Origin of the sequence: Bradyrhizobium sp., from assembly GCF_050014615.1 — a bacterium.
Lineage (GTDB): Bacteria > Pseudomonadota > Alphaproteobacteria > Rhizobiales > Xanthobacteraceae > Bradyrhizobium.
In genome coordinates this window covers 18680-33970 of record NZ_JBEKCZ010000086.1, presented here as the reverse complement: position 1 = coordinate 33970, position 15291 = coordinate 18680, and the positions used below count along the sequence as shown (strand labels likewise).

Genomic DNA, 15291 nt, shown 5'->3' with positions numbered 1-15291 from the left:
TCTTCACTTCCTGCGCGCCGATGTCGGCGAACTGCACCGACAGCTTGTTGGCAACCTGTTCATGCACCGCGCGCGAAATACAGATGCCGCCGACTTCGGCCAGTCCCTCCAGCCTTGCTGCGATGTTGACGCCATCGCCAAGCAGGTCGCCATCGCGCTCGACCACATCGCCGATCGTGATGCCGATCCGAAAACTCATCTGGCGGCTGGCCGGATACGCCATGTTCCGGGTGCGCAGGCTCTCCTGGATGTCGATCGCGCATCGCACCGCTTCGACCGCGCTGGGAAATTCGGCGAGAACGGCGTCGCCGGCGGTGTTGAAAATGCGCCCGCCATACCGCGCGATGAAGTCGTCCGTCACCTGCCGATAGGATGCAAGCCGCCGCAGCGTTTCTTCTTCGTCCTCGGCGACCAGCCTGGAGTAGCCGGCAATATCGGCCGCGAAAATCGCCGCGATCTTGCGTTTCATGAAGGCCAGCCCCGGACACCCAATGCAAGGCGCAGAATGCCGCCAGAACCCCTCGGGCGCAACCGGGTTTCACCGGCCGTCACGAGGTCGTGGATGCCGTATCTACAGGGCTTTTGCACAACCGCGTACGGAAGTTTGGCGCTTGCCATACCGGCACGTTTTGAAGCGAAGGCAGCTGCCGAGTCGCACAAGGAAAACAGGGCAAGCGGAAATTAGAACCTCGGTTCTGATTCCGTCAGAACCGATCGGCCGCTAATGCAGCGCCGTGGTATTGAGCTCGTGCTGGATGCTCCTGAAATGATCGAGCCGTTCGACCGCGCGGTCGAGTTCGGAACCGTCCTTTTCCGCGAGCTTGGCTTCCATGCCGGAGATCTCTTCGGCGAACTTGGCTCGATCCAGATCCTGCAGCGAGGTCGCGACATCGGCCAGCACGGTGAGGCCCTTGTCGGACACTTCCGCCAGACCGCCGAGCACGATGATCTTCTGCTTGGTGCCGCCTGAGAACACCGTCAGGATTCCCGGCCGAACCGCGGCCACAACCGGCGCATGTCCGGCCAGCACACCGAAATCACCCTCGACGCCGGGAACGTCGACCTGATCGACGTCACCGGAGAAAGCGAGTTTTTCAGGTGAGACGAGATCGAAATGGAAGGTGGCCATGGCAGTTACTCTCTTGGTTGTCACCCGCGGGCCCGACCCGCGGGTCCATCATCAAAAACTTCTCTTTGGATGGATTGCCGGGACATCCAGTTCGAAGACGCGCTTCGCGCTTTTGCCCGGCAATGACGAAGTGACGATTTAGGCTGCCTCGGCAGCCAGCTTCTTGCCCTTTTCGACCGCCTCGTCGATGTTGCCGACCATGTAGAACGCGGCTTCCGGCAGATGATCGTACTTGCCTTCGCAGATGGCGCGGAAGCCCTTGATGGTGTCGGCGAGGTCGACGAACTTGCCGGGCGATCCCGTGAAGATTTCGGCGACGTGGAACGGCTGCGACAGGAAGCGCTCGATCTTGCGGGCCCGGGCGACGGCGATCTTGTCCTCTTCGGACAATTCGTCCATGCCGAGAATGGCGATGATATCCTGCAGCGACTTGTAGCGCTGCAACACCTGCTGGACCATGCGCGCGGTCTGATAGTGCTCCTCGCCGACGATCAGCGGTGACAGCATGCGCGAGGTCGAGTCGAGCGGATCCACCGCCGGATAGATGCCCTTTTCCGAGATCGCGCGATTCAGCACCGTGGTGGCGTCCAAATGCGCGAACGAGGTCGCGGGCGCCGGATCGGTCAAGTCGTCGGCCGGCACGTAGATCGCCTGCACCGAAGTGATCGAACCCTTGTGCGTGGTGGTGATGCGCTCCTGCAGCGCGCCCATGTCGGTGGCCAGCGTCGGCTGATAACCCACTGCCGAAGGAATACGGCCGAGCAGCGCCGACACTTCCGAACCGGCCTGGGTGAAGCGGAAGATGTTGTCGATGAAGAACAGCACGTCCTGGCCCTGATCGCGGAAATGCTCCGCGACGGTCAGACCGGACAGCGCCACGCGCATGCGGGCGCCGGGCGGTTCGTTCATCTGGCCGAACACCAGAGCACATTTCGATTTGACGTTCGGATCCGGATTATGCGGATCGGCATTGACCTTGGATTCGATGAACTCGTGATAGAGGTCATTGCCTTCGCGGGTGCGCTCGCCGACGCCGGCAAACACCGAATTGCCGCCGTGCGCCTTGGCGACGTTGTTGATCAGTTCCTGGATCAGCACGGTCTTGCCGACACCGGCACCGCCGAACAGGCCGATCTTGCCGCCCTTGGCGTAAGGCGCCAGCAGATCGACAACCTTGATCCCGGTAACCAGAATTTCAGCTTCGGTCGCCTGGTCGGTGTAGGTCGGCGCCTCCTGATGGATCGCGCGCATGCCTTCGGAAACGATCGGACCGCCTTCATCGATCGGCTCGCCGATCACGTTCATGATGCGGCCGAGCGTGCCGGCGCCGACCGGCACCTGGATCGGGCCGCCGGTGTCGCTGACCTCCTGGCCGCGGACCAGACCTTCTGTCGTGTCCATCGAGATCGTACGCACGGTGGATTCGCCGAGATGCTGCGCAACCTCGAGCACCAGACGGTTGTTGCCGTTCATGGTCGTGATGGCGCTCAGAATCGCAGGCAGATGGCCTTCGAACTGTACGTCGACGACGGCGCCGATGACTTGCGTGATGCGTCCGGTCTGGTTGGCGGGTGTAGCCATAAAACTCTCTCCTTGAAGTCCGAAAACGTAGGTGGCCGTCAGCCTGACGGCTAGAGCGCCTCGGCGCCGGAGATGATTTCAATCAGCTCCTTGGTGATCATTGCCTGGCGGGTACGGTTGTAAATCAGGGTCTGCTTGCGGATCATGTCGCCGGCGTTGCGGGTGGCGTTGTCCATCGCGCTCATCTGCGCGCCGTAGAACGAGGCGTTGTTTTCCAAGAGCGCGCGGAAGATCTGCACCGCGAGATTGCGCGGCAACAGGCGGCTCAGGATCTCGTCTTCTTCCGGCTCGTATTCATAGGATGTCGCCGGGCCGGCATTCGCCGCCGGGGCTTCCACGACAAGCGGAACGATCTGCTGCGCGGTCGGGATCTGCGAAATCACCGACTTGAAGCGCGAATAGAACAGCGTACAGACGTCGAACTCGCCGGCATCGAAGCGCGCGATGACTTTCTGTGCGATGTCTTCGGCGTTGACGAAGCCAAGCTGGCGCACCGAGCGCAAATCGAGGTTTTCGACGATCTGCTTCTCGAAATTACGGCGCAGTTGCTCAAATCCCTTGCGGCCGACGCAGAAGAATTTGACCTCTTTGCCCTGATTGATCAGCGCCAGCGCGCGTTCGCGGGCGAGGCGCACGATCGACGAATTGAAGGCGCCGGACAGGCCGCGCTCGCCGGTGCACACCAGCAGCAGATGCACCTGATCCTTGCCGGTGCCGGCCAGCAACACCGGTGCGCCGGGCGAGCCCGCGGCCGATGTCGCAATATTGGAAATCACCGCGTCCATTTTTTCCGCGTAGGGCCGCGCCGCCTCGGCGGCGGTCTGCGCGCGGCGCAGCTTTGAGGCTGCGACCATCTGCATGGCCTTGGTGATCTTCTGCGTCGCCTTGGTGGAGGCGATGCGGACCCGCATGTCTTTAAGTGAAGCCATTCTTAGATCACCCCGGCGATCCGATCTTTGATCCGACCGCAACCCCCTCTTTCATCATGCCCGGCCGCGTGCCGGGTCATGATGGCAAATCAAGCAAACTTCTCTTTAAGCAAAAGTCTTGGCGTAACCCTCGACCACGCCCTTGAGCTTGGCGGCGGTATCGTCGCTGAGATCGCGGCTGTCGCGGATGGTGTTGAGGATGTCGACGTTCTTGCCGCGCAGCAGCGACAACAGGCCGTCCTCGAAGCTGCGCACCTTGGCGATCGGAAGCGCATCGAGATAGCCGTTGACGCCGGCATAGATCACCACGACCTGCTCTTCCATCTTCAGCGGCGAGAATTGCGGCTGCTTGAGGAGTTCGGTCAGGCGCGAGCCACGGTTGAGCAGGCGTTGCGTCGAGGCATCGAGATCGGAGCCGAACTGCGCGAACGCCGCCATTTCGCGGTATTGCGCCAGCTCGCCCTTGATCTTGCCGGCGACCTTTTTCATCGCCTTGGTCTGCGCCGACGATCCGACCCGCGACACCGAAAGGCCGACGTTGACCGCGGGACGAATGCCCTGGAAGAACAGATCGGTTTCGAGGAAGATCTGGCCGTCGGTAATCGAGATCACGTTGGTCGGGATATAGGCCGAGACGTCGTTGGCCTGGGTTTCGATGATCGGCAGCGCCGTCAACGAGCCCGAGCCCTGACTGTCATTCAGCTTGGCGGCGCGCTCGAGCAGGCGCGAATGCAGGTAGAACACGTCGCCGGGATAGGCTTCGCGGCCCGGCGGGCGGCGCAGCAGCAGCGACATCTGGCGATAGGCGACAGCCTGCTTCGACAAATCGTCATAGATGATGACCGCGTGCATGCCGTTGTCGCGGAAATATTCGCCCATGGTGCAGCCGGTGAACGGCGCGATGTACTGCATCGGCGCCGGATCGGAAGCGGTGGCCGCGACGATGATCGAATATTCCAGCGCGCCCTGCTCTTCCAGCACCTTGACGAACTGGGCGACGGTCGAGCGCTTCTGGCCGATCGCGACGTAGACGCAATACAGCTTGATCTTCTCGTCGGTCTGCGCGTTGAGCGGCTTCTGGTTCAGGATGGTGTCGAGCGCGATCGCGGTCTTGCCGGTCTGACGGTCGCCGATGATCAGCTCGCGCTGGCCGCGGCCGACCGGGATCAGCGCATCGATCGCCTTGAGGCCGGTCGCCATCGGCTCGTTGACCGACTTGCGCGGAATGATGCCGGGCGCCTTGACGTCGACGCGCATCCGCTTGTCGGCCTGGATCGGGCCCTTGCCGTCGATCGGATTGCCGAGCGCATCGACGACGCGGCCGAGCAGGCCCTTGCCAACCGGCGTGTCGACGATGGCGCGGGTGCGCTTGACGGTCTGGCCTTCCTTGATCTCGCGGTCGGCGCCGAAGATCACGATACCGACGTTGTCGGTTTCGAGGTTCAGCGCCATGCCGCGGGTGCCGTTCTCGAACTCGACCATCTCGCCGGCTGGCCGAAATTCTTGATCTGGTCCTTGAGGATCGCGGAAATTTCCGCGGCGCGGATGTCCATCAGCCTGCCTCTTTCATCGCGTGCTTGATCGAATTGAGTTTGGTGCGAAGCGAACTATCCACCATGCGGCTGCCAAGTTTGACCACCAGGCCGCCGATGATCGAAGGATCGACTTTCACGTTGAGCGCGACGTCCTTGCCCGTCACCGATTTCAGTGCGGTCTTGAGGACATCGAGATTCTTGTCGCTAAGCGTTTCGGCGACGGTGACGTCGGCCGTCGCCTCGCCCTTGAACTTCGCCACCAGCGCCCGGAAGGCGCGGATCACATCGCTGACGGCGAACAGCCGGCGATTGGCGGTAAGGACCTTGAGGAATTTGGCTGAGATACCGGAGATTCCGGCCCTGTCGAGCACCGCGGTCAAGGCCTTCGACTGCGAATCTGCCGAAAATACCGGGCTGCGAACCAGACGCTTGAGATCGGCACTGTCCGCCAGCATGGCGTCGAACCGGTCGAGATCGGCCCTGACCGCGTCGATGGATTTTTCATCGCGCGCCAACTCGAACAAGGCCGTTGCATAACGGCCGGACACACCGGAAACGGACGGATCTTCTGCAGCCACAAGCACGCTCTTTTAGCTGTCAAACTCGCAAGGGAAAAAACCGTCGCCACGATGCGGCGCCTAGCGATCCAAGCCCTTGGAATTCAAGCGGGACTTCGATTTTCGACCGGTACGGACCGCACCGGGATCGTTAAAATCGCGGCTTTGCTAACATAGCAATAGCGCAGGTGCAACATGACAGCGGCGTCGAGCGATGCCTTGTCGCATCGGCTTTGGCGTCGACGTTGGAAAGCCGTTTTGCCAGGCCTTCCGCGCCAAGCCTTCCGCGCCAGGTCTTCGGTGCCAGACCTTTTGCACCAGGTCTTCGGCACCAAGGTTCTTGGCCGCTCCGAATCCACCGCCTGCGCCAAACCCGAGACCGGCGTCACGGTCACCCACGCCGACCATCGTTCCACCCTCAAATGCATGGTGGGCATGAGTCCCAAAAGGGAACGGTTCGCCGCGGCGAGCTATTCGATTTGCGCATTACTTGCTGAAGTCTCGGCATCACCGCCGATGACTTCACTCTTCAGTATTAACAGGTATTATATGGTTAATAAATTCTTAATTGTTTCTGTTACCAACCGCCGCTCGATTATCTGTACTCGATAACAAGATGTTTCAGGGAGAGATAAAACAATCTACTGCCCCTTTTATGCCTCATTAGCCCACCAAACGGCAACCCTTCAACTTGGAGCGGGGGTTCCACTTGCCGCATATGTGGCAATACTACTATTGAGGGACTGATATATGCTGACATCAAAAATCCAGGCGCTGGGAAATGTAACCCAGTCCCGTACGGCGCTAGCACTTTTCGCCGCAACTCTTCTGGTCGGTGGGAGCGTCACCGAAGCCTCGGCCAGATCCTTTAGGCACCACCACCACGGCCATCGCCACTTCCATCACGCCAGCAATGCTTCCGACGTCACCGGCTCCTGGCGCGACGCCAATGCCTCGGTGACCCCTTCGTCGGGCACCGGACGGAGCTTCTCGGGCATGGCCTCCTACTACGGCAACGAATCCGGCAGCAGGACCGCCTCGGGTCAGCGCTTCAACCAGAACGCCATGACCTGCGCTCACCGTTCGCTGCCGTTTGGGACCCAGCTCAGGGTGACCCATGGCGACCGTAGCGTCGTCGTCACCGTCAATGACCGGGGACCGTTCGTCCGTGGCCGGGTTCTCGATCTTTCGACCGCCGCGGCGCGTGCCGTCGGCCTGACCAGCGCCGGCGTCGGCCGCGTCGTCGCCGAGGTCATGTGACCCGTTCGGGCTTCTGAACGCCCTCTCACTTACATCGAGTCCGGCAAGCGTGGCGTAACGCCGCAGAACTTGCTGCACGCCGAAACCAGGCCTGCCGTCGCGAATGACGGCAGGCTTTTTTCTTTCGTAGAGCCCCAACTCGTTACAAAAAGCTCTGCGGATCGACGTCGATCTCGAGCTTGAGATTGCCCTTGGTCTTGGGACCGGCCGCGAGCCATTCGCGCAGATATTCCGACAGATCGACATTGCGCAGCGATTTCACCAATAGCCGAAAGCGATAGCGGCCCTTGATCACCGCCAGCGGGGCTTCGGCCGGTCCCAAGACCTGGATGCGTTGATCGATCGGCGCGATCGCCGCCAGCTTTCGCGCAAAACCCTCCGCCGTGGGCCGGTCGCCCGCCGAAATGATCAGGCTCGCCAGCCGGCCGAACGGCGGATAGCCGGTGCGTTCGCGCGCCTCGATCTCGCTGGCATAAAACGCTTCGCGGTCGCAGGCCACCAGCGCCTTCATCACGGGATGTTCGGGCTGATGGGTCTGCAGATAACCGACGCCGCGGCCCTGATCGCGCCCGGCGCGTCCGATCACCTGGTTGAGCAGCTGGAAGGTCCGCTCCGCGGCGCGCGGATCGCCATTGCTCAGGCCGAGATCGGCGTCCACCACCCCGACCAGATTGAGCCGCGGGAAATTGTGGCCCTTGGCCACCAATTGGGTGCCGATGATGATGTCGACGCGTCCCTCCGCGATCTCGTTCAACTCGGTGCGCATGGTCTCGATCGAGGTGATCAGATCGCTCGACAACACCATGGTGCGCGCGTCCGGAAACAGGCTGGCGGCTTCCTCCTGCAGGCGCTCGACGCCGGGGCCGACCGCGACCAGCGATTGTTCCGCCGCGCAATGCGGACAGACCTGCGGGCGCGGCATCGAGAAACCGCAATGATGGCAGACCAGACGCTGGCGAAAGCGATGATCGACCAGCCAGGCGTCGCAGATGGTGCAGGCAAAGCGGTGCCCGCAGGCCCGGCACAAGGTCAGCGGCGCGTAGCCGCGGCGATTGAGGAACAGCAGCGCCTGCTCGCGCCGCTCGATCGCGATCCGGATCTGCTCGGCCAAAAGCGGCGAGATGAAGCGTCCGCGCGCCGGCGCTTCGCGGCGCAGATCGATCGCCTCGATATGCGGCATGTGCTGGCCGCCGAACCGCGACGGCAGCACCACCCGCTGATAGCGGCCCTTGCGCGCATTGACCTCGGTCTCGACCGAGGGTGTCGCCGAGGCCAGCACGATCGGAATTTTGGCGATATGCGCGCGCACCACCGCCATGTCGCGGGCATGGTAATGCGCGCCTTCGTCCTGCTTGTAGGCCTGGTCGTGCTCTTCATCGACCACGATCAATCCGAGATTGGCGTAGGGCAGAAACAGCGCCGAGCGCGCGCCGACCACGACCGGTGCCTCGCCCGCCGCGATCGCAGCCCAGTTGCGCTGCCGCGTGCGCGGGGTCAGTTCGGAATGCCATTCCAGCGGCCGCACGCCGAAGCGCTGCGCGAAGCGGTCGAGGAATTGTCCGGTCAGCGCGATCTCCGGCATCAGGATCAGCGACTGCTTGCCGCGGCGGATGACCTCGGCGATGGCCTCGAAATAAACCTCGGTCTTGCCCGAACCAGTAACGCCATCGAGCAGCGCGACATGAAAGCTGCCATTGGCGGCGAGCGCGCGCATCGCATCGACTGCAGTTCGCTGCTGGCGGGAAAAATCGGGTTCGGCGAAGGATGGATCGGGCGCCGGCGGCGCCAGCGCCCGCGGCATCGGCTCGGTCACCAGCGTGCCCTCGTCGACCAGGCCATCGACCACGCCGACGCTGACGCCGGCTTCCTTGGCGGCGTCCGATTTGCCGTGCAACAGGCCATCCGACAATAGTTCGATCAGCCGGCGCCGGGCCGGCGTCATGCGTTTGGGCACCTCGCCGACCAGCCGCACGCCCATCCGTACCCGCTCCGGGCCGAGATGTTCGCCCATCCGCAATGTCATTCGCAGCACCATGCCGCGCGCCGACAGCGTGTAATTGGCGACCCAGTCGACGAGCGAGCGCAGTTCTTCCTTCAGCGGCGGCACGTCGAGCTTTTCGCCGACATCCTTGAGGCGATTGTGCAGGCGCGGATCGGGATTGGCGTTCTCGGCCCACACCACCGCGACCACCTCGCGCGGCCCCAGCGGCACGCACACCACATCGCCCGGCTTCAACTCCATGCCACGCGGCACGCGGTAGGAATAATTCTGATTGAGCGCGACCGGCACCAGCACATCGACGACGCGGGTCGACGATGCGGATGAGCTGCTGGCACGCGTGGAATGGTCCATCGGAGAATCAGGCTCGAAACCAAAGGGGCGGGCTAACTTAAGGTCGCGGGCCGGTCGGGGCCAGTGTCTCGCGGCCCGACCGGGGCAAGTTAGCGAACGGTAAACGAAACAGGTGCGATATAATCGCCGGAAGCGCGCCCCCGACAGTTCCAGGGACAGCCCAAGCACGGCCCGAGGACGACCATGTCCAAGCCAAATCTCCCCATCCAGCCCATCGAACTCGCCTGCGCCGACGCCAGCATCGCGCTGCAGATGACGCGCTGGCTGTCGCATCTGCGCGCCGAACGCCGGCTGTCGCCGAAGACCCTGGAGGCCTATACCCGCGACCTGCGTCAGTTTCTGGAGTTTCTTGGCGAACACTGGGGCGCACAGGTGACACTCGCCCGTTTTGCGGCCCTTGAAGCCAGCGATGTCAGGGCGTTCATGGCGATGCGGCGCGGGCACGAGATCGGCAGCCGTTCCCTGATGCGCGCGCTGGCGGGCCTGCGCTCGTTCGGGCGCTTTATTGAGCGCGAAGGCGTTGGCAAGGTCGGCGCGCTGTCGGCGATCCGCGCGCCCAAGGTCGGCAAGAGCCTGCCGAAACCAATCCATATGGCGGCAGCCAAGCGCTTTGCCGATGCCGATGAGCGCGCCGGCGAAACCCGCGATCCCTGGATCTGGGCCCGCGACGCCGCCGTGATGGCGCTGTTGTACGGCTCGGGCCTGCGCATCTCCGAGGCGCTCGGGCTGAAGCGCCGCGACGTGCCGCTGCCCGGCGCGGGCGACGTGCTTGTTGTGACCGGCAAGGGCAACAAGACCCGCATGGTGCCGGTGCTGCAAAACGTGCTGACACTGGTTCAGGATTATGTGGCGATGTGCCCGCATCCGCTGCCGGCGGAAGGGCCGATCTTTGTCGGGGCCCGCGGCGGCCCGTTGCGGGCGCGAATCATTCAACTCACCATGGAACGGCTGCGCGGCGCGCTGGGCCTGCCCGACAGCGCGACCCCGCATGCGCTGCGACATTCTTTCGCAACCCACCTTCTGAACCGTGGCGGCGATCTGCGCGCGATCCAGGAATTGCTCGGCCACGCCTCGCTCTCGACCACGCAGATCTACACCGGCATCGACAGCGAACGGCTGCTGGAAGTCTATCAGACCGCGCATCCGCGCGCCTGAAACCGCCCGACGTTCCAGCCCGGACAAACTGTCCGCACAACCGCTTGCCTCTTGCGCGGCCGATATTGTTCGGCAATCGTAACCCTGTCAGGCAGGGAGCGAATCATGAGCGCACACGAAAGCATGGAGCAGGCGGACCAGGCCAAGGAGGCTTCCAGCGAGAACCGCAAGATCGCATTGCTGATTGCGGTGATCGCGTTGTTTCTCGCGCTGTCGGAGACGCTCGGCAAGGGCGCCCAGACCGAATCGATCAGCAAGAATGTCGAGGCCTCGAACCTGTGGGCGTTCTTCCAGGCCAAAAGCATCCGCCGCACCGTGGTTCAGACCGCGTCGGACCAGTCCAAGCTAATCAGTGGCACAACGAATGACGCCGCCGCCAAGGCGGCGCTGCAAAAGCAGATCGACGATTGGCAGAAGACCGCCGCGCGCTACCGCTCCGAACCTGAAACCGGCGAGGGGCAGGACCAATTGTCCGAACGCGCCAAGCATGCCGAAGAAGAGCGCGACCTTGCCGAAGCGAAGTATCATCACTTCGAACTGGCCTCCGCGGCGTTCCAAATCGGAATCGTGCTGGCGTCGGCGACCATCATCACCGGCATCGTTGTGCTGGCCTGGATCTCGGGCCTGCTGGCAATGGCAGGCGTCGCATTTACCGCACTCGGTATCTTCATGCCGCATCTGCTGCATCTGCCGTGAATGGGCTAGTTGCTGGAGTCTGCTTCAAGCGGGCTGAAGCAGACTGAACTACCGCGCTTCGCGCACGCTCTTGCGGAAGCGCAGGACCAGCCGCATCATTCGCGATGTCCAGCCGCCGCCATCGCCGCGCAGGATTTCCACGATCCGCTGTTTGATCGGTTCGACCAGCGCGGTCGCCTTGGCCCGCAGCGCCATGACAAACTCATAGAGCTTTTCGAACCACGGCATTTCCAGCAATTTCGGCCGCGTGACGTCGAACACGAACGCCGTGACACCGACGCCGAGAAATTTTGCGAAGATGATGGTGAGGATGGCGCTGATCCAATATTCATGGGTGAGCAGCCAAAGCCCGACCAGTTTCAGCGGAAACAGCGGAATCACCGGCACGATGAAGACGATCAGCGTCATCGCCGGCGACAGCGTATCGACCCGCTCCGCCAGCCATTGCTTGAAATCGCGCAACGGAATTTGCGCCACCACCCACGCCACGATCGGCTCAAGGTGATCCCACAGCCAAGCCTCGATCAGAAAGATGACCGCAAGCAGAACCCAGATCGGTTGAAAAAGGCGGCGCAGCATCAATGTCACCCCGGCCCGACTCACGCCGGGCACAGATCACATATGGATCGCGCGCTTGCCGACCGCAAGCGCGGCTTCCTTGACCGCCTCCGAGCGGGTCGGGTGGGCATGGCAGGTCCGCGCCAGATCCTCGGCGGAACCGCCAAACTCCATCAATACCGCCGCTTCGTGGATCATTTCGCCGGCTTCGCGGCCGACAATGTGCACGCCGAGCACCCGGTCGGTCTTCGCATCTGCGAGAATCTTCACAAAGCCGTCAGTGGTCTGGTTGACCTTGGAGCGGCCATTGGCCGTGAAGGGGAATTTGCCGACGGTATAGGCTATGCCGGCCTGCTTCAGTTCTTCTTCGGTCTTGCCGACCGCGGACACTTCCGGCGTTGTATACACAACACCAGGAATGACGTCGTAATTGACATGTCCGGCCTGGCCGGCGAGAATTTCGGCAACCGCGACGCCTTCGTCCTCGGCCTTGTGGGCCAGCATCGGACCCGCGACAACGTCGCCGATCGCATAGACGCCTTTCACCGACGTCGCAAAATGCGCGTCGATCTGGACCCGGCCGCGATTGTCGAGCGCGACGCCGGCTTCCTTCAGACCGAGGCCTTCGGTGTAGGGAACGCGACCGATCGCCACCAGCACGACATCGGCTTCCAGCTTCTCCGCCGTTCCGCCGGCCGCCGGCTCGATCTGCGCGGACAGCGTCTTGCCCGAGGTGTCGACACCGGTGACCTTGGCGCCGAGCTTGAATGCAAAGCCCTGCTTCTCAAGGATGCGCTGGAATTGCTTGGCGACTTCGCCGTCCATGCCCGGCAAGATGCGGTCGAGAAATTCCACCACGGTGACCTGCGCCCCGAGCCGGTGCCACACCGAGCCGAGCTCCAGCCCGATCACGCCGGCGCCGACGATCAATAGTTTCCCGGGCACCTTGTCGAGCTCAAGCGCGCCGGTCGACGACACGATGCGCTTCTCGTCGATCTCGATACCCTCCGGACACCTCGACCTTGCCGGTGCCGAGGATCTTGCCCTTGCCGCTGATGACGTCGATCTTGTTCTTCTTCATCAGGAACTCGACGCCCTTGACGTTGCCGTCGATGCCCTGCTGCTTGAAGTTCATCATCGAGGGCAGATCGAGCTGTGGCGCGGAGACGCTGACGCCCATTTTCGCAAAGGAGTGCCCGGCCTCCTCGAACATCTCGGAGGCATACAACAGCGCCTTCGACGGCATGCACCCGACATTGAGGCAGGTGCCCCCCAGCGTCGCATTCTTCTCGACCACCGCGACCTTCATGCCGAGCTGTGCGGCGCGGATCGCGCAGACATATCCGCCGGGACCGGTACCGATAACAACGAGATCGTAAGTGGCCATGATTGAAGTCCTGTAGCTGTATACTGTGACAGGTATTAGCGCCCGCCCGACACATCGAGAATGGCGCTGGTCACGTAGGACGCCTCGTCCGACATCAGCCAGACGATGGCGTTGGCGATTTCGTCCGCAGTGCCAATGCGTTTCATCGGCACCATGTGGCTGAGCCGGTGGGCGCGATCCGGCTCGCCGCCGCTGGCGTGAATTTCGGTATCGATCAATCCGGGCCGGATCGCCGCGACGCGAATGCCCTCGCCGGCGACTTCATAACCGAGCCCGATGGTGAAGGAATCGATGGCGCCCTTGGACGCGGCGTAATCGACATAGGTATTGGGCGAACCGAGTTTCGCCGCCACCGACGACAGATTGACGATGACGCCGCCCTTGCCGCCATGGCGCGTCGACATCCGCTTCACCGCTTCGCGGGCGCACAGCATGCTGCCGGTGACGTTGACGGCCATCATGTGCGAAATGCGTTCGGCCGACATCTCGTCGACGCGCGAGGTCGGCCCAACGATCCCGGCATTGTTGACCAGCGCGCCGAGCGTTCCGAATTCGTCGGCGGCCTTGAACAGCGCCAGGATATCGCTCTCGCTGGAGACATCGCACTTCACCGCGATGGCCTTGCCGTTCTTGGCCTCGATGGCGGAGACCACGTGGCGGGCGGCGGCTTCATTGCTGGCATAGCCGACGCAGACCCGAAAGCCGCGCGCCGCGGCGGCGATCGCGGTGGCGCGGCCGATGCCGCGGCTTCCGCCGGTGATGATCACAACCTTGTCGGTCAAGATAGCCCCCACAATCCGGAACCGTCAGAGATCCAGCACCAGCCGCGCCGGATCTTCCAGGCTTTCCTTGACCCGCACCAGAAACGTCACCGCTTCCTTGCCGTCGATAACGCGGTGATCGTAGGACAGCGCCAGATACATCATCGGGCGAATCTCAACCTTGCCGCCGATCGCGACCGGGCGATCCTGGATCTTGTGCATGCCGAGAATCGCCGATTGCGGCGCGTTCAGGATCGGCGTCGACATCAGCGAACCGTAGATGCCGCCATTGGTGATGGTGAAGGTGCCGCCCTGCATTTCGTCGATCTTGAGCTGGCCGTCGCGCGCGCGGCGGCCGAAATCGGCGATGCTCTTTTCGATCTGGGCAATCGATTTGCTGTCGCAATCGCGCACCACCGGCACCACCAGGCCCTTGTCGGTGCCGACGGCGACGCCGACGTGATAGTAATTCTTGTAAATCAGATCCGTGCCGTCGATTTCGGCGTTGGCGGCCGGGATATCCTTCAGCGCCTGCACGCAGGCCTTGGTGAAGAAGCCCATGAAGCCCAGTTTGCTGCCGTGCTTCTTCTCGAATACGTCCTTGTACTGGGCGCGCATCGCCATGATGTGGCTCATGTCGACCTCGTTGAAGGTCGTCAGCATCGCGGCGGTGTTCTGCACGTCCTTGAGGCGGCGCGCGATGGTCTGGCGCAGCCGCGTCATTTTCACGCGCTCTTCGCGCGCGGCATCGTCGGCCGGCGACGGCGCGCGGACCTGCACCGCGGCGGCGGGCTGATTGACCGGCGTCGGCGCCGACGCAGCCTTCTCGATCGCGGCCAGCATGTCGCCCTTGGTGACGCGGCCATCCTTGCCGGAGCCCGGGACGGTGGCGGCGTCGATGCCGCTTTCGGCGGAAATCTTGCGCACCGAGGGCGCCAGCGGGACGTCGGCGGGCGGCGCCTTCGCGGCGGGGGCCGGCGCGGGCGCGGCGGCAGCGGGAGGTGGCGGCGGTGGGGCTGCAGCTTTGGCGGGTGCGGCAGCCGGCTTGGCCGCGGCGCCAGCGGCGCCCTCATTGATCTGTCCGAGCAAGGCGCCGACCGCGACGGTTTCACCGTCCTTGGCCGCGATCTCGCCCAGCGTGCCTGCCGACGGCGCCGGGACTTCGATGGTGACCTTGTCGGTCTCGAGTTCAACCAACGGCTCGTCGACGGCAACGGCATCGCCGGCCTTCTTGAACCAGCGGCCGATGGTGGCCTCGGTCACGGACTCGCCGAGCGTCGGAACGCGAATTTCAGTCATGGTGTGTTTCCCCAAATACCCTGTCTGGTCATCGTCCGCGAAGGCGGACGATCCAGTAATCCGTGACGGTGCTGCGTGAATAGCCGGCGCG

General features: G+C 63.1%; 13 protein-coding genes and 2 pseudogenes. 4 read left to right on the top strand and 11 right to left on the bottom strand.

The genetic code is table 11. The annotated features are described in order from the left end of the window. The 6 genes and pseudogenes from ABR948_RS15320 to ABR948_RS15295 all read right to left on the bottom strand — a co-directional run. Nucleotides 1-469: adenylate/guanylate cyclase domain-containing protein (locus ABR948_RS15320; protein ID WP_428119273.1), on the bottom strand; the 469-nt coding region annotated here is incomplete at its 3' end. Nucleotides 470-721: 252 nt separating this feature from the next. After that, nucleotides 722-1129: a F0F1 ATP synthase subunit epsilon gene (locus ABR948_RS15315; RefSeq protein ID WP_428119271.1), complete on the bottom strand. Its 408-nt coding sequence runs from the start codon at nucleotides 1127-1129 to the stop codon at nucleotides 722-724. Between the two features lie 138 nt (nucleotides 1130-1267). Next, entirely contained in the window at nucleotides 1268-2710 is a 1443-nt protein-coding gene (gene atpD / locus ABR948_RS15310) for a F0F1 ATP synthase subunit beta (protein ID WP_428119269.1), read from the bottom strand. A gap of 50 nt (nucleotides 2711-2760) precedes the next feature. Then, on the bottom strand, nucleotides 2761-3639 hold the full coding sequence (locus ABR948_RS15305) for a F0F1 ATP synthase subunit gamma (protein ID WP_428119267.1): 879 nt from the start codon (nucleotides 3637-3639) through the stop codon (nucleotides 2761-2763). A gap of 105 nt (nucleotides 3640-3744) precedes the next feature. Beyond that, nucleotides 3745-5192, bottom strand: a pseudogene (gene atpA, locus ABR948_RS15300) (F0F1 ATP synthase subunit alpha). After that, nucleotides 5192-5752 (bottom strand): F0F1 ATP synthase subunit delta, encoded by a 561-nt coding sequence (locus ABR948_RS15295; protein WP_428119265.1) that lies wholly within the window; start codon nucleotides 5750-5752, stop codon nucleotides 5192-5194. The pseudogene atpA and the gene ABR948_RS15295 overlap by 1 nt, the downstream one beginning before the upstream one ends. 174 nt (nucleotides 5753-5926) lie before the next feature. On the opposite strand from ABR948_RS15295, the gene ABR948_RS15290 reads away from it, so the two are divergent. Beyond that, complete coding sequence (locus ABR948_RS15290) at nucleotides 5927-6343, top strand: hypothetical protein (RefSeq protein WP_428119263.1); 417 nt, start codon at nucleotides 5927-5929, stop codon at nucleotides 6341-6343. 138 nt (nucleotides 6344-6481) lie between these two features. Then, a complete protein-coding gene (locus ABR948_RS15285; RefSeq protein ID WP_428119261.1) occupies nucleotides 6482-6991 on the top strand; it encodes a septal ring lytic transglycosylase RlpA family protein in 510 nt (169 codons plus the stop codon). A 142-nt stretch (nucleotides 6992-7133) separates the two neighbouring features. Here ABR948_RS15285 and ABR948_RS15280 read toward each other — a convergent pair whose 3' ends face one another. Beyond that, nucleotides 7134-9344, bottom strand: coding sequence for a primosomal protein N' (locus ABR948_RS15280; protein ID WP_428119259.1), 2211 nt, complete (start codon nucleotides 9342-9344; stop codon nucleotides 7134-7136). Nucleotides 9345-9527: 183 nt separating this feature from the next. Between ABR948_RS15280 and ABR948_RS15275 the strand changes: the two genes are divergently transcribed. Together ABR948_RS15275 and ABR948_RS15270 are read left to right on the top strand one after the other, a co-directional pair. Next, nucleotides 9528-10499 carry a tyrosine recombinase XerC gene (locus ABR948_RS15275; protein ID WP_428119257.1) on the top strand — a complete coding sequence of 324 codons (972 nt, stop codon included), beginning with the start codon at nucleotides 9528-9530 and terminating at the stop codon, nucleotides 10497-10499. Between the two features lie 105 nt (nucleotides 10500-10604). After that, a complete protein-coding gene (locus ABR948_RS15270; protein WP_428119255.1) occupies nucleotides 10605-11195 on the top strand; it encodes a DUF4337 domain-containing protein in 591 nt (196 codons plus the stop codon). Nucleotides 11196-11243: 48 nt separating this feature from the next. Here the strand turns inward: ABR948_RS15270 and ABR948_RS15265 are convergent, their stop codons facing one another. The 4 genes and pseudogenes from ABR948_RS15265 to odhB form a co-directional block, all read right to left on the bottom strand. Further along, complete coding sequence (locus ABR948_RS15265) at nucleotides 11244-11774, bottom strand: hypothetical protein (protein WP_428119253.1); 531 nt, start codon at nucleotides 11772-11774, stop codon at nucleotides 11244-11246. A gap of 36 nt (nucleotides 11775-11810) precedes the next feature. Next, nucleotides 11811-13140 (bottom strand): annotated as a pseudogene (locus ABR948_RS15260) (dihydrolipoyl dehydrogenase). A 35-nt stretch (nucleotides 13141-13175) separates the two neighbouring features. Next, nucleotides 13176-13922: an SDR family oxidoreductase gene (locus ABR948_RS15255; protein ID WP_428119251.1), complete on the bottom strand. Its 747-nt coding sequence runs from the start codon at nucleotides 13920-13922 to the stop codon at nucleotides 13176-13178. Nucleotides 13923-13946: 24 nt separating this feature from the next. Continuing rightward, nucleotides 13947-15200 (bottom strand): 2-oxoglutarate dehydrogenase complex dihydrolipoyllysine-residue succinyltransferase, encoded by a 1254-nt coding sequence (odhB, locus tag ABR948_RS15250; RefSeq protein WP_428119249.1) that lies wholly within the window; start codon nucleotides 15198-15200, stop codon nucleotides 13947-13949. Between the last annotated feature and the right edge of the window lie 91 nt (nucleotides 15201-15291).

What these genes read in the sequence shown, in the direction of transcription:
- odhB (WP_428119249.1), bottom strand. Translation starts at nt 15,200, where the DNA reads ATGACTGAAATTCGCGTTCCGACGCTCGGCGAGTCCGTGACCGAGGCC.
- ABR948_RS15275 (WP_428119257.1), top strand. Translation starts at nt 9,528, where the DNA reads ATGTCCAAGCCAAATCTCCCCATCCAGCCCATCGAACTCGCCTGCGCC.
- ABR948_RS15265 (WP_428119253.1), bottom strand. Translation starts at nt 11,774, where the DNA reads ATGCTGCGCCGCCTTTTTCAACCGATCTGGGTTCTGCTTGCGGTCATC.
- ABR948_RS15305 (WP_428119267.1), bottom strand. Translation starts at nt 3,639, where the DNA reads ATGGCTTCACTTAAAGACATGCGGGTCCGCATCGCCTCCACCAAGGCG.
- ABR948_RS15315 (WP_428119271.1), bottom strand. Translation starts at nt 1,129, where the DNA reads ATGGCCACCTTCCATTTCGATCTCGTCTCACCTGAAAAACTCGCTTTC.
- ABR948_RS15270 (WP_428119255.1), top strand. Translation starts at nt 10,605, where the DNA reads ATGAGCGCACACGAAAGCATGGAGCAGGCGGACCAGGCCAAGGAGGCT.
- atpD (WP_428119269.1), bottom strand. Translation starts at nt 2,710, where the DNA reads ATGGCTACACCCGCCAACCAGACCGGACGCATCACGCAAGTCATCGGC.
- ABR948_RS15285 (WP_428119261.1), top strand. Translation starts at nt 6,482, where the DNA reads ATGCTGACATCAAAAATCCAGGCGCTGGGAAATGTAACCCAGTCCCGT.
- ABR948_RS15290 (WP_428119263.1), top strand. Translation starts at nt 5,927, where the DNA reads ATGACAGCGGCGTCGAGCGATGCCTTGTCGCATCGGCTTTGGCGTCGA.
- ABR948_RS15280 (WP_428119259.1), bottom strand. Translation starts at nt 9,344, where the DNA reads ATGGACCATTCCACGCGTGCCAGCAGCTCATCCGCATCGTCGACCCGC.